General features: G+C 35.6%; 12 protein-coding genes. 11 read left to right on the forward strand and 1 reads right to left on the reverse strand.

Going from position 1 to position 13,875, the window contains the following annotated elements; translation table 11 throughout:
• Nucleotides 1-193 precede the first annotated feature (193 nt).
• From BN1243_RS03830 to BN1243_RS03850, 5 genes are read left to right on the forward strand one after another with little or no spacing between them, the layout of a single operon-like run.
• Entirely contained in the window at nucleotides 194-1,093 is a 900-nt protein-coding gene (locus tag BN1243_RS03830; protein WP_062104930.1) for a hypothetical protein, read from the forward strand.
• A 32-nt stretch (nucleotides 1,094-1,125) separates the two neighbouring features.
• The gene (locus BN1243_RS03835; RefSeq protein WP_062104931.1) at nucleotides 1,126-1,761 is read left to right on the forward strand and encodes a DUF4129 domain-containing protein; all 636 of its coding nucleotides are present in this window, start codon (nucleotides 1,126-1,128) and stop codon (nucleotides 1,759-1,761) included.
• A 22-nt stretch (nucleotides 1,762-1,783) separates the two neighbouring features.
• Nucleotides 1,784-2,929, forward strand: a complete 1,146-nt coding sequence (locus BN1243_RS03840) for a DUF4350 domain-containing protein (protein WP_062104932.1) — start codon at nucleotides 1,784-1,786, stop codon at nucleotides 2,927-2,929.
• Entirely contained in the window at nucleotides 2,926-3,849 is a 924-nt protein-coding gene (locus BN1243_RS03845) for an AAA family ATPase (RefSeq protein WP_062104933.1), read from the forward strand. The genes BN1243_RS03840 and BN1243_RS03845 overlap by 4 nt, the downstream gene beginning before the upstream one ends.
• Complete coding sequence (locus tag BN1243_RS03850) at nucleotides 3,800-5,158, forward strand: DUF58 domain-containing protein (RefSeq protein WP_062104934.1); 1,359 nt, start codon at nucleotides 3,800-3,802, stop codon at nucleotides 5,156-5,158. Before BN1243_RS03845 ends, BN1243_RS03850 begins: the two co-directional genes overlap by 50 nt.
• Before the next feature lie 58 nt (nucleotides 5,159-5,216).
• Here the strand turns inward: BN1243_RS03850 and BN1243_RS03855 are convergent, their stop codons facing one another.
• Complete coding sequence (locus BN1243_RS03855) at nucleotides 5,217-6,197, reverse strand: stage II sporulation protein M (protein ID WP_062104935.1); 981 nt, start codon at nucleotides 6,195-6,197, stop codon at nucleotides 5,217-5,219.
• 114 nt (nucleotides 6,198-6,311) lie between these two features.
• Between BN1243_RS03855 and BN1243_RS03860 the strand changes: the two genes are divergently transcribed.
• The 6 genes from BN1243_RS03860 (at nucleotide 6,312) to BN1243_RS03885 (ending at nucleotide 13,875) form a co-directional block, all read left to right on the forward strand.
• On the forward strand, nucleotides 6,312-7,115 hold the full coding sequence (locus BN1243_RS03860) for an RDD family protein (protein WP_062104936.1): 804 nt from the start codon (nucleotides 6,312-6,314) through the stop codon (nucleotides 7,113-7,115).
• 192 nt (nucleotides 7,116-7,307) lie between these two features.
• A complete protein-coding gene (locus BN1243_RS03865; protein ID WP_062104937.1) occupies nucleotides 7,308-8,495 on the forward strand; it encodes an MFS transporter in 1,188 nt (395 codons plus the stop codon).
• A 628-nt stretch (nucleotides 8,496-9,123) separates the two neighbouring features.
• Nucleotides 9,124-10,473: an amidase family protein gene (locus BN1243_RS03870; protein ID WP_195892067.1), complete on the forward strand. Its 1,350-nt coding sequence runs from the start codon at nucleotides 9,124-9,126 to the stop codon at nucleotides 10,471-10,473.
• 583 nt (nucleotides 10,474-11,056) lie between these two features.
• Nucleotides 11,057-11,863, forward strand: a complete 807-nt coding sequence (locus BN1243_RS03875) for a Cof-type HAD-IIB family hydrolase (RefSeq protein ID WP_062104939.1) — start codon at nucleotides 11,057-11,059, stop codon at nucleotides 11,861-11,863.
• A gap of 234 nt (nucleotides 11,864-12,097) precedes the next feature.
• The gene (locus tag BN1243_RS03880; protein WP_062104940.1) at nucleotides 12,098-13,075 is read left to right on the forward strand and encodes an ABC transporter ATP-binding protein; all 978 of its coding nucleotides are present in this window, start codon (nucleotides 12,098-12,100) and stop codon (nucleotides 13,073-13,075) included.
• A complete protein-coding gene (locus tag BN1243_RS03885) occupies nucleotides 13,072-13,875 on the forward strand; it encodes an ABC transporter permease (RefSeq protein WP_062104941.1) in 804 nt (267 codons plus the stop codon). The genes BN1243_RS03880 and BN1243_RS03885 overlap by 4 nt, the downstream gene beginning before the upstream one ends.

Below are 13,875 nucleotides of genomic sequence, written 5' to 3' on the forward strand. Positions count from 1 at the left end.
TACATATGATTCATAAGAATAGAAAGCTAGCTCCTATGGACATTTATCCCATTGAGAATTTCTAACGTAGTTCTAAAGTTTCCCTAGGATAACCCTTTATTACTAGAATGTATTTAGAAGAAGATTTTTTCCCTAAATGCAGTAATTTAATGGTAAAATAATCGTTATGAGAATTTAAATGGAGGATGACACATTGGATAGTAAATTTAATACTCCTAAAGGATTTGGGAAAATACTTGATCACACTTTTAGTTTAAGTAAAAACAAATTCGCCGAATTTTTTACGATTTTCCTTATTTTTATAGGCCCCATTTATTTACTTCAGGCCCTATTGAGACTCATTACAGGTACAGCCTTTTTCAGGGAAGCCGGTGATGGAGAGTTTTGGTTCGAGCGAACACTTATGAGTTTTGATGAAACTTCATCTAATATTTTTGCTGATTTAGGAATCATCTTCGTTAGCTTCATCGGCCTATTTTTATATCCTATGGCACAGGGAGCAATCATGTTAGCGATCAATCATATTCGAAAAAATGAAGAATATACGATTGGTCAAGTACTCAAAGAAACTTTATCACGTTACGGCTATTTATTAGCAAGTAGTTTCCTCTTTAGCATGATTGGATTTGGTACTATGTTTGTACCAATTTTCCTCATTGTGATGATTGGTATGGTTCTTGCACTGATTCATCCAGCAATTGGGATATTACTGGGGATACTCTTATTTATTGGACTTCTTATTGGCGGCGGATTTCTATTAACAAAATGGAGTTTCTACTTCGGTATCGTTGCGATTGGGGAGGATCAGCTTGGTTTCTCTAAAAGTTGGAAATTAACCCGCAACCGTACATGGGGATTAATGGGACTTTATTTCGTTTTCTTTTTAATCATTTCGACTATAACATATGCAGTCGAGATTTCATTCGGATTATTATTAGGAAATAGCGTGTTATTAACACTTTTAACAGGGATTACAACATTATTTACAACGATGTTATTCTCGGTTGGCTACGCTATTATGTTCTTTGATTTAAAATTGCGCAACGATGCCGATGATTTAAAAGATATGATCGGTGAATATAATGCTAGGTGATTATAACGACCTGATAGGTTGGGTGATAAAATATGATAGATCCAAATGATGCAAGAGAAGAATTAACCAAGATTTTAAGTAAAAAGGAATACCAGATTTATTACAATGAAAATGTTATTCAAGCTTGGTGGCGAAAGGCGAAAGATTGGCTTGGTGAGCAATTAGCGAAACTGTTTCCTTCGATGGAAACGGCTGATAAAGCTGCAGGCCCGCTGCTTATCGCAATTATTATTATAATTATAATGCTTGTCATTTTAACAGTTACATTAATTATTCGTAATCGCATGCGCAATACAAAATATCGTGATCGGCAAGTTCTACACAATGCGAAAGAAATGGAATGGTCCTATCAACGACATTTGTCCGAAGCTGAAAAGAGGGAAGACCACGGTGAATATGCCGAAGCGACACGCCATATGTTTCTCGCCTTGCTTCTTTATTTTCATGAGAAAGGGTGGCTTGAAGCACGAATTTGGAAAACAAACTGGGAATATTATGATGAATTAAGAAAAGTAAATCAAACATGGGCTGATCGTTTTTTCAATCTTGCTAACTATTTTGATGAAGTTACTTACGGAGAATATACTGTACAAAAACAAGAATATGAACAATTTAAAACTGAAGTAATGAAATGGCTGCAGATAAAGACAGAAGCCATGGGTGATTAGGAAGAAAGGGGGTATCAAGAAATTGCAAAAACATGGAACAAATAAAAGAACTTGGACATTATTAATCATTCTTCTTCTCGTCTTTATCATTATCGGTTATTTCCTTTCGTCTCCGAACCGAAAAGAATATTTGGACTATATTTCCGAATCCCCTTCTCCTACGGGGGTAAAAGCATTTTATACATATTTGAAGGAAGAAAAAAAGTCTGTTAAACGATGGACAGATTACCCAGAGAATCTGACTAGTATCAATAATAGTGATCAAACATTGATCATGATCGAACCTTTTTTCATTCCGGACAGTGAAGAAATGGCGATGTATCAGCGTTTTATGGAGAATGGGAATACGATTCTATTATTCTCGAACAATCCTCATGGTATGTTCGATTTGAAAACAGACTCCATGTATGGATTGGAAATTGATGAAGAAGGCCAGGAGATTTCTCACAAAAATAGAGATGTATTCAATGCTTTAACTAGTCCTACAGCACGATTACAAACAGACGATAATGATGAAATACTTCTCTATGATGGACTCGGTACAATTGCCTTTAAAAGGTTTTTTGGAGAAGGGCAACTAATCGTGGCGAATTCACCACACTGGTTAACTAATGATCATATTCTCGATTTTGATCATATACCGCTTATCGCATCTTTAATGAATGAAACAAATAGTGACACAATCTACTTTGACGAATATTTACATGGAATTCAAAACGCTGCAACTGTATTTAAAACTTATCCGGTCTGGTTTCTCTTATTATTTATTCAAGGAGCTATTTGTCTAATTCTTTGGCTATGGTATAAAGGAAAACGATTTGGCCCTATTTTTATTCCTAGGGAGGATACAGTTCGATTTAGTGATGAGGGAATAAAAGCTTTAGCTTCTTGGTATTTAAAGGGAAAGTTATACCACGATTCACTAGTAATCCAAGCTGATTATATAAAACAGCTCTTACAGGAACGTTGGGGAATCCCTTCGAGTAAAGAATGGTCTGAGATGACGGAAGATTTTAATCGTAGTAATTTAGGGATGTCAGAAACTAAATCCCAAACTTTTTTAGTGGAGTTAACAAATGTATTAAGAAAAAAGAACGTGAGTAAACAGGAATTCTTATTATGGTCGAAAAAATTAGATCGTTTACGGAAAGAGGTGGAGCAAGGATGAACACAGAATTAACATCCTTACTGGAAAAATATGAAGAACGGATATTGGGCCAAAGCACTAATCTTAGACTTTTATTATCTTCGATTCTCGCCGGAGGTCATGTACTGTTAGAAGGTGTACCTGGTACAGGAAAAACAAAAACAGTTAGAACACTTGCTGATCTTTTAAACGGTAATTTCAATCGCATTCAGTTTACGCCAGATTTACTTCCAAGTGATATTACTGGAAGCACTATCTATAATCTGCAGCAAGGGAACTTCGAGACGATAAAAGGGCCGATCTTTACAAATATTCTTCTAGCGGATGAAATTAACCGTACACCTGCGAAAACACAGGCAGCGCTATTAGAAGCAATGGAAGAGAAACAAGTAACGATTCAAGGAGAAACATACTCTTTACCAGATGTGTTCTTTGTTGTAGCTACTCAAAATCCAATTGAATTTGAAGGTACATATCCACTTCCAGAAGCACAACAAGACCGTTTTTTATTTAAACTTTATATTGAATTTCCATCGTTCGATGAAGAAAAGAATGTGTTACAACAAGTAATCGAAAATATTCATACATCGAACTCATCGGTTATGGATTTAGAAACCTTTTTAAAGATTAGAAGAGAAATAGAAAATGTAACAATTGGGGACAGTGTTTTAGATTATATAATGAAGATCGTTCGCAAAACACGCGAAGTGGAAACAATTCGTTTTGGGGCGAGTACACGGGCAGCTATTGCGATTGCAAAAACAAGTAAGGCATGGGCTTATTTAATCGGGCGTGATTATGTAACACCAGATGACGTGAAAATGGTTGCCAAGCCCGCGCTTCGTCATCGTATTCAACTATCCCCACATATAGAATTGGAGGGAGCCTCCGTTGACCAAATCATCGAAGAATTGGTGGGGTCGATTCCTGTTCCAAGATAGGGGATTTTTACCATCTAAACGCTTGCTTATTCTTTTTATTGGTTTATTACTTATTCTATTACTCTTAAGTGTTTGGGGGATCTCTTGGCAATACGTCATCTTTATAAATATAGTGATTTTCTTAGCCAGTTTCCTAGACTTTTTATTTATCCCAAGAAAAAAGGAAATTCAATTTCGACGGAATATACCCGAGGAATTAGAAAGAGGCCTTGATTATACTGTAACAATCGAAATTAACAATCTGTCAGATCATGCCATCTCATTCTCTTTAGTGGACGGTATTCCGCAAACATTTAGTCGCCCCTTTCCTTTGAAAGGTTCCGTTAAAGCGGGAAGCGAAACACAAATTTCCTATGAAACCATTGCACCAGTAAGAGGGAAATATGAAATCAACCATTTATACTTCCGATATAGAAGTTTCTTAGGATTATGGGAAAAACAAATGCTCGTTGATTTGAAAAAAACAGTTAAAGTGATCCCTGATCTAACAGATACGAAATCATTTTTAGGGGATGCTCAGAAGTTTTTACTTTATGAAGGTGCTAAAATTCGAAAATATCATAGTGGCATGGGAAATTTTGCTCAAATAAGAAACTATGTTATTGGGGATGACCCTCGTAAAATTAACTGGCGACAAACAGCAAAGCTACATACTTTAATGACGAATGAATATGAACCTGAACATGGTAAATATATTACAATCCTTATAGATTGCGGCCGTATGATGGGAGCAGAACTTGTTAAAGGAAACCGTTTGGAAAGGGCACTAGAAGCAGCCATGACAGTTGCAGTTGCAGCTCTAAAGAAAGGTGACTATGTTGCAGTATTAGCTTTTTCAAAAGAAGTTAAAGTATTTGTACCGCATGCGAAAGGGATGGAGCATTTACAAACGATCCTAAAGTCGATTTATGATTTAAAAGTAGATGCAGTGGAAGCTAATTACGGAGCCGTTTTTTCCTTTTTAGACACAATGCAAAAAAAACGGAGCCTATTACTACTTTTTAGTGATGTCCGGACATTTTTGCATGAGGAGAATACTCTCCTTTATCTACAAAGACTTAGACGCAGGCATCTATTTCTTATGATTGGAATTGAGGATAAAACACTTCTTGAAAAGGTAAAGGAAATACCTATAAATGCCGAAAATACAGTTGTAAAAAGTATTGCACAACAGCAAATGCTGTTTAAAAAACGGGAAAAGAATAAGTGGGAAAGACTCGGATTACAAATGGTAGAAGCTCAAGAGGAAAATTTAGCCACTGCAGCTGTGTCTCATTATATTGATATTATGAATAGACATCTTTTATAAAGTCAAAAAGAGAAAGCTGACTATTTCCTGTTAGCAGGAACTTCAGCTTTCTCGAGACTTAATTATACATTTCCATTCTATTTGAAGATCTATTAATCAGTTGCTTGCCAATTAGAACGTACATAACCAGTCCTACAACAGTAAGAAGAGCAACAAAGTATTTAGCTTCTAGCGATATCGCGGCTGGAGTAATAAATCCTTCAATGATCCCTGCAATTATAAATAATGGAATTGTACCGAGCAGCAATTGAACCGAGCGTTTTGCTTGCCTTTTTAACTGGTAACCTCGTGAAAATGGACCAGGCACAAAAAGTTTATAACCCATTAACAAGCCAGAACCACCTGCGATAAAAATAGCTGTTAATTCGATCATACCATGAGGAACAATGTAAGCCCAAAAATCATAGGTTTTACCAGCATGCCAGAATAGCCCAGCTAATGCTCCAACGATAACACCGTTATAAATCATTACATAAACAGTTAATAATCCGAGAGTTACACCTCCAGCAAAAGCAAGGAAGGCAACTTGAATATTATTCGTCATAATTTGAGTAGACATAAGAGGGGAATTAACCATCCCGTCGCTACTACCTAATTGAGCCGGATCCACAGCTTTGGCCATATCACTAGGTAAAACGGTATATAGATTGAGCGGATCATGCAAAATTGAAAAAAAGCCACCCAACATACCAAGTGTAAATAAAGCCATCGCGACAAAAACGGCCTTCCATTGTTCTAAAAATAAACGAATAAAAGTCCTAGTAAAGAAATGCTTGAATTGACCAAGACTTGTTGTTTGGTCTTTGTATAAAAGATTATGTGCCTTTGAAACTAGGCTGTTCAAATACCCTGTCACTTCTTCATTAGGATAATAGGTTTGACTATACGATAGATTTTGAGCGGCTTTTTGATAAAGTTCATGAAAATGATTAATATTAGCTGCAGTTATACTACTGCCTTTTTTATGTATAGTTGCAACAGCTTTTTCTAGCTCACTCCATTCTTGACGATGTCGCTGAACAAATTGCTTTACATTCATGAATACACCTACTTGCAATTGTAATAAGGTTCAATACCTTTTATTATTATAATAATTATATAGATAAATAGAAACACTTTGGAAGAAAATGAGTATATAGTGGGAGGTAAAGTTTTGGATAAAGAACAAGTGGGAATTAAAACACCAGAATATATATCCTTACAATTTCAATTAGCAGGACTTGGAAGTCGAGCGGTTGCTTATATCATCGATAACCTAATTATGACCTTTATAAATATGTTTCTTATCATTATTGCAGTTCTACTTTTCGTTGCATCTCCCGAACTGGAGGCAATGCTTGAAGCTAACTCTTATATTATTGCTATATTACTTATCGGATTGTTCCTAATCAATTGGGGTTATTTTTTTGTTCTTGAATTTTATTGGGGCGGGAAAACAATTGGCAAAAAGATCATGGGGATTAGGGTTATCCAAGAAAATGGTCATAGTATAACACTTCTCTCAAGTCTCATTCGTAATCTTCTTCGCATCATTGACCAGTTACCTGCTTATAATTTACTTGGGATTATTATGATTTACTTTAATTCTAAGAAGAAGCGAGTTGGTGATCTTCTAGCAGGGACGATTGTTGTATATGACGAAAGACCAAAAGGAAATAAAAAACTTTCACCAATTGAAAAAGAAATTCAAGCTCGGGGGCTCTCTAAAGATAATCTTCAATTAGAACAATGGACTTTAAAAGCGATTGATACTAAAGATTGGAATCTTGTTCGTACATACAGTAATCGCTATTTACAAATGGCACAAAATGAAAAAGACGAACTGACAAAGCAAGTTGCGGATATTATCTTTCCAAAATTAGGATTGGAAATAGAAAACAAAAATGTAAATGAACTAGAAAATCTGCTGTTTGTTATCTATTTGCATCTTAAAGAGGAATGGGAGTACGAACTGTAGCGCATATTAGTAATGTTAGGGATATAGTTTTTATGCTATATCCCTTTTTATATCACTTTTATGTTCATCTTAAGCCATTTGTGATATAGTATGATAGTTATTTAGAGTCACTAAATAATCTTAGTGATCATGTACGGCATTCATGCAATTCAGCAAACAGCCCTTGAATCATTATAGGGAAGGAGAGATTATATGGATTCACAGCAACTAGCAAAACAAGAGTTAAAATCTGATAAAATTTGGACAAGTGATTTTGTCTTAATATGTCTAGCTAACTTTTTTATATTTTTAGGATTTCAAATGACATTGCCGACACTTCCGTTATTTGTAAAAGAACTAGGCGGTAGTGATCAAATGATTGGGATTATCGTCGGGATTTTTACATTTTCAGCATTATTGCTTCGACCATATGCAGGTCATGCACTAGAATCTAAGGGTAGGCGTTTCGTCTACATGTTAGGACTATGTATTTTCGTCTTATCAGTAGGAGCTTATTCATTCATCGCAAGCATCTCTCTACTAATCATCATGCGCATAGTCCAAGGGGTTGGTTGGGGATTCTCAACAACAGCAAGCGGGACGATAGCAACTGATTTAATCCCACCAAAACGACGAGGCGAAGGGATGGGCTATTTCGGTTTATCCGGCAATCTTGCACTCGCATTCGGTCCTTCACTTGGTTTAACTTTGGCAGGGGTTATCTCGTTTTCTCAACTATTTTTTATTTGTGGTGCCCTTGGACTCGTTGCTCTTTTACTTTCAACGAAAATTCGATATAAGAAAGTAGAGGAATCACCAAACAAAGCTGCTGTTCCTCGATTTGATATATTTGAAAAATCCGCTATCAAACCGTCATTACTACTATTTTTTATTACCGTTACATTCGGTGGAATTGCTTCGTTTCTTCCGCTCTATGCAGCCGAAAAGCATATATGGGGAATAGAGGTATACTTTCTTGTTTATGCTCTATTCTTAATGCTATCAAGAACATTTGCTGGAAAAATTTATGATCAAAAAGGTCATATATATGTATTTTTGCCTGGAACCATACTAGTTTTTATCGCGATGATCTTACTGTCCTGGCTTCCAAATACGACAGTTCTACTGATTGCCGCTGCACTTTATGGCTTGGGTTTTGGTAGTGTACAACCAGCATTACAAGCATGGGCAGTCGACCAGTCACCAAGTAATCGAAAAGGGATGGCAAACGCCACATTTTTCTCTTTCTTTGATTTAGGTGTTGGACTTGGAGCCATGACGTTTGGTCAACTTGCTTCGATGTTTAACTATGGGGTTATTTATATAACATCTGCAGGGTCGGTATTGATGTCAATATTTTTGTACATTTTTCTTTTGATGAAAGCCAGGAAAATGGTATAAAAAGTTGTTCTAACAGGGAAATTTAATAAACGCTTATTCACCCACAAATGTTGATATATCAATATTTGTGGGTGTCTTTTATTTTTAAAGAACTTGGGGAAATTGATAAAAAAAGAAAGTTGCCTGTGCCCATTCTACTAAACCTTTAGCAGAATGGGCACAGGCATGATTTTTAGATTCAGGCGTTGACCTCAGTGCTATGACATTTGGACAACTCGCTTCAATGTTTAACTATGGGGTAATATATATCATAACAGGGAATATAATGATTTCGATGTTATTGAACATTTTTCTTTTAATGAGAGAGAGAAAAACAGTATATAAAGTCTTTTAAAGGAGCACGTTCTCTCAGCTCTCCATTTTTATCAAAGAAAATTGCTCTTGCCAGAGAGTTTATTTCTTCTCTTATACAATGACCTGCTGTAATCGAGCGCTTATCCGTAAGGTAAGTGTCTTTTGTATATGCGATCATTTAATAAAGTAAAAAATCTTAAGCTAAATTGAACTATTAATCTGTTGGGAATATGATAGGTAATTCAAGAAATGAGTTAATTGCTTACTGTGAAAAGACTAGAAAGTTCCACAAATAATGGGGAAGGTAACAAGATATAAGTTAGGTTATGGTAGGATGAAATTAGAAGTACAACTACTAATAGTGGGGGAAGATAAATTGTTTTATGGGCAAATATCCTTAATAGACACCATTATAAAGATCAGCAAAAACAAAGATTCATTAACTCAATATTTCAATGATTTCTATAAGCGTTATTCTGAGATTGAACCTCAAATAAAGGCTTTTATCCCAGAAAAAGGTTTTAAAGAACGCATTGAGATTGAGGCCACAAACTTATTGGAAAAGTGCTCTGACCAAGACCAAAGATCTATATTTTTGGGTATTCCATTTGCAGTTAAGGATATAATACACGTTGATGGTTTTCAAACCTGTGCCGGGTCTAAACTCCCTCCTAATGTTTTAACAAAGAATGAAGGTTCCTTCATAAAAAAAGTTCGTTCGATGGGAGGGGTTATAGCTGGAAAAACCGTTACAGAAGAATTTGCTTATCATAGTGTAATCCCTACTAGAAATCCACATAACATTAAGCATACAGCTGGTGGTTCCAGTGCAGGATCGGCAGCTTCGGTAGCCGCTGGAATATGTCCAATAGCTGTTGGTACTCAGACGCTTCGTTCGGTGATTGCACCTGCTTCATTTTGTGGAATTGTTGGATTTAAACCAAGTTATGGTCGTGTTCCTTTAGATGGATTTATATTACTTTCTCCCTCTTTTGACACAATTGGTTTTTTCACAAAGGACATTGAAAGTTTGCAATTCGCAAGTTCTCATTTAGTTCCTGACTGGAGGTGCTTTAAATCTGATAAGAAACCTGTATTAGGTGTACCAAATGGCATATATATGGAATTCATGTTTGATGATGTAAAACGTGCTTTTGAAAAGCAACTTATAATGTTGGAGAAAGCCGGGTACATAATTCGTAATGTTGAAATGCCGTGGGATGATGCTTTCATTGCTGGAGATGCAATGATAAGAATGGTTCAAGGTGAAATGGCACAAGTTCACTCAAATTGGTTTAATCAATACGAGCATTTATATGGCTCTTCCGTAAAAGATGCGATAAATCATGGTCAAAATGTTCCTCAAGAAGAATTAGAACAATATCGTATTGGACAAAAAATATTAAGAAATGATTTAAAACAAGCTACAATAATAAATGGAATAGATTTATGGATATCACCAGCTCAGGGAGGGGTGGCACCAAAAGGATATGAAAAGACTGGCTGGTCAGGGATGACCGCAATATGGTCTTACGCTGGGCTTCCTACTATTAGCATACCCGCAATAAAAATAAATGATATGCCATTAGGATTCCAGTGTATAGGGGAATATGGTAAGGATGAAGCTCTTTTATTTTGGGCAAAGGAAATTGAACATAGTTTAATAGCTGGAGGTTTGAAATAAAGTTTGAGAAAAGGTTAACCATTTATAAAAAGCTTATTTCAGGCCAAGCCTTGCTTGATAACCCTGAGCTAAAGCATACTCAAAAACAGACTAAACTCATTCTTCAATCTTGAAAAATTCTTCTCCACTTAGATAGGGCTAAAACTAGACCGTCTAATAACGGTGGAGTTAGACCACGCATTTGGAAATTAAAATAAGTCTTCAAATTTGTCAGGGGAAAATAATATTACTAATAGGAAATAGCATACCAAAAAGTGGATAGTAATTGGTATGCTATTTTTGCAGGAACAGAACAAGGCATATTATAGCCGAAAAATCTGTGCTGTGATAAGTGAGGTTTTCAAAGATCTAATAATTTAACTTTAGACGATTTAAGGGGGATTGCGTGATGTATTAACAGAAGGATTTTCTTCAATAAGATATGGGATGAGGATGAAACAGGGGATTTTCAATTCCACAATGAAATACATACAGAACAATACAAATTCGTTACAATACAGAATTATTGATTTTATAATTGTCTAGAAATTTATACAACAATGTAGAAAAGTATAATGAAATAGAACTTACGAGGAGAACTTATATGGAAACAATAAAAGCTATTGTACTAGATTTGGACGGAACTTTATTAAATTCAAAAAAGCTGGTTTCTTCTCGGAACTTGGAAGCTATTCTAAAATGCTACTCTAAAGATATTAACATCATTATAGCTACTGCTCGCCCTCCTAGATCTGTGAAAAGTTTACTACCACACGAGTTACTACGGCTCGGCTACATTATTTGCTACAACGGTGCATTAATTGTTAATGAATCAACTGGATTACTTGAACATTGTCCAGTTCCCAATAAAATCGCAAATGAAATATATGAGTTCGTTTCCTCTAGGGATAACCGTATTTATCTATGTTTTGAAATAAAAAATGAGATTTTTAGCGACAGGCGTTTAGAGAAGGCTCAGCTTAATGTGTTTGGAATACCCGATAATGCACCAATACCATCAGTGTTATCTAAGGAAGAAATAAGCAATCTTTCTGTCTCTAAAATTTTGATACCAAATATTAATAATATATACTTGGAGTTTAATACTATATTTCAGCAGAAAGTAAATATCGTAAATACTGATGGAAAAGAACTGATACAAATCATGAATAAATCGGTTTCTAAAGAGAATGCACTGCAAAAAGTTTTGAAATTACTTTGTATATCACCGCGGGATACTATGGTTTTTGGAGATGACTTTAATGACTTAGGTCTTTTTGATATATGTGGTTATCCAATTGCAATGGGAAATGCAGTGGACGAATTAAAAAGTAGGGCAATGATAATAACAGAGACCAATGATGAAGATGGTGTAGCAGAAATTTTGGAAAGAATACTTCGAACTCAGTAATATTTTGTACTTGTAGCCATTAATAGGAAAGATGTTTATTCCTTAGACTAGAATATCAGCAATAATACGAAAGCGTTTGTATATATTAGTTCAGATATTTATATTTTAAAATAATATAATATTTTAAATAGAAACGCCTTTTTAAGGATTTACAATAAAGGCAATTGACAATCAATCATTAGAATGATAGGATACTATCCTCTGACTATTCATATTTAAAGAGGAGGGATATGATTGATCTCAATTAATGGACTAAGTAAATCATTTAAAGTCGCGAAACGCTCTAGTGGATTACATAATTCATTGAAAGCGTTGTTTTTTCGTGAGCATGAAGTGGTACAAGCATTAAAAAACATTTCGTTTACTATTGAACCAGGGGAAATTGTTGGGTATATCGGACCAAACGGAGCGGGAAAATCGACAACGATTAAAATTATGAGCGGCATTTTGGTCCCTGACAGTGGAGAATGCAACATCATGGGCTATACTCCCTGGAAAGAGCGCGTTCGGTATGTGAAAAACATTGGTGTTGTCTTTGGACAAAGATCGCAGTTATGGTGGGATGTTCCAGTCATTGACTCTTTTGAGCTTCTTCGAGACATCTACAAAATACCTCAAGCAGAATACAAAGCCAATGTTGATTTATTAGTAGAGACGTTAGATTTACAGAATTTAATCTCAACTCCAGTTCGGCAATTAAGCCTTGGACAAAGAATGCGTTGTGAAATTGCTGCTTCATTGTTACATAGTCCAAGCATTTTATTTTTAGATGAGCCTACAATAGGATTAGATGCACAATCAAAAATAGCCGTACGAAATTTTATCAAAACGATTAATAAGGAAAAGGGAGTCACAGTTATCCTTACTACACATGATATGAATGATATTGAGGCTTTAGCCGATCGAGTCATTTTAATTGGTAAAGGGACGATATTATATGATGGCAAGATGAAAGAACTAAGGAACAAGTACGGTGGGCAAAAAATAATAAAAATCGATTACCAGGAAACCTCTCAACCTATCAATATATTCGGAACTACTGTACTTTCACAAACGGCTGGCAAAGCGGTTATGAGTGTGGATACGGAAACGATCGCTATACCAGATGTAATCACTCAATTATCGAGTATCGTTCGTTTACATGATGTAACAGTTGAAGCTCAACCGATTGAGGAGTTGATCATCCAGTTGTATAAGGAGTACCAAATATGAATGCCTATATTTCAGTATTAAGATTGAGACTCCTTAATGGGTTGCAGTATCGTACTGCCGCTTTCGCTGGAGTGGCTACCCAATTTTTCTGGGGATTTATGTACATTATGATTTTTGAAGCTTTCTATGAACATGCAGTCCAATCGCCGCCAATGACATTGTCTGAACTTGTTACTTATCTTTGGCTTCAACAGTCCTTCCTTGCTTTCATTATGTTATGGTTTCGCGACAATGAATTGTTTGATCTTATTATAAGCGGAAATATTGCTTACGAATTATGTAGACCATGTGATATTTACGGTTTTTGGTATGCAAAATTATTAGCTCAACGGCTATCGAGCGCGATTCTTCGCTGTTTTCCAATCCTCCTTGTTGCGTTTATATTGCCACAACCATATAGAATGACGATACCGCCAAATCTATTAACCTTCTTTTTATTTGTAGCATCTATGATTTTAGGATTACTCGTACTCGTTTCAATATCAATGTTTATCTATATTTCAGTCTTCTACACAATGTCACCAGTTGGCTCATTATTAATGTTTGGGATTGTTGGTGAGTTTTTTGCTGGTTTAACAATACCCATTCCTTTAATGCCCGAATGGCTTCAAAAAATTGCTTATTTACTTCCATTTCGTTTGACGGCAGATTTTCCTTTCCGCGTTTACTCTGGCCATATTCCACAACAAGAAGCAATCGAAGGCATAATCATCCAGATTATTTGGTTATTTGTTCTTATATTATTTGGGAAGTTGGCATTTAAACAGTCATTGAAAAGAGTAGTCGTTCAAGGGGGATGA

Source organism: Bacillus niameyensis (genome assembly GCF_001375535.1).
GTDB lineage: Bacteria > Bacillota > Bacilli > Bacillales > Bacillaceae_C > Lederbergia > Lederbergia niameyensis.

Excerpts from the sequence above, each read along its gene's own strand:
- BN1243_RS03835 (WP_062104931.1), top strand. The coding sequence starts at position 1,126 with ATGATAGATCCAAATGATGCAAGAGAAGAATTAACCAAGATTTTAAGT.
- BN1243_RS03845 (WP_062104933.1), top strand. The coding sequence starts at position 2,926 with ATGAACACAGAATTAACATCCTTACTGGAAAAATATGAAGAACGGATA.
- BN1243_RS03855 (WP_062104935.1), bottom strand. The coding sequence starts at position 6,197 with ATGAATGTAAAGCAATTTGTTCAGCGACATCGTCAAGAATGGAGTGAG.
- BN1243_RS03865 (WP_062104937.1), top strand. The coding sequence starts at position 7,308 with ATGGATTCACAGCAACTAGCAAAACAAGAGTTAAAATCTGATAAAATT.
- BN1243_RS03870 (WP_195892067.1), top strand. The coding sequence starts at position 9,124 with ATGAAATTAGAAGTACAACTACTAATAGTGGGGGAAGATAAATTGTTT.
- BN1243_RS03875 (WP_062104939.1), top strand. The coding sequence starts at position 11,057 with ATGGAAACAATAAAAGCTATTGTACTAGATTTGGACGGAACTTTATTA.
- BN1243_RS03885 (WP_062104941.1), top strand. The coding sequence starts at position 13,072 with ATGAATGCCTATATTTCAGTATTAAGATTGAGACTCCTTAATGGGTTG.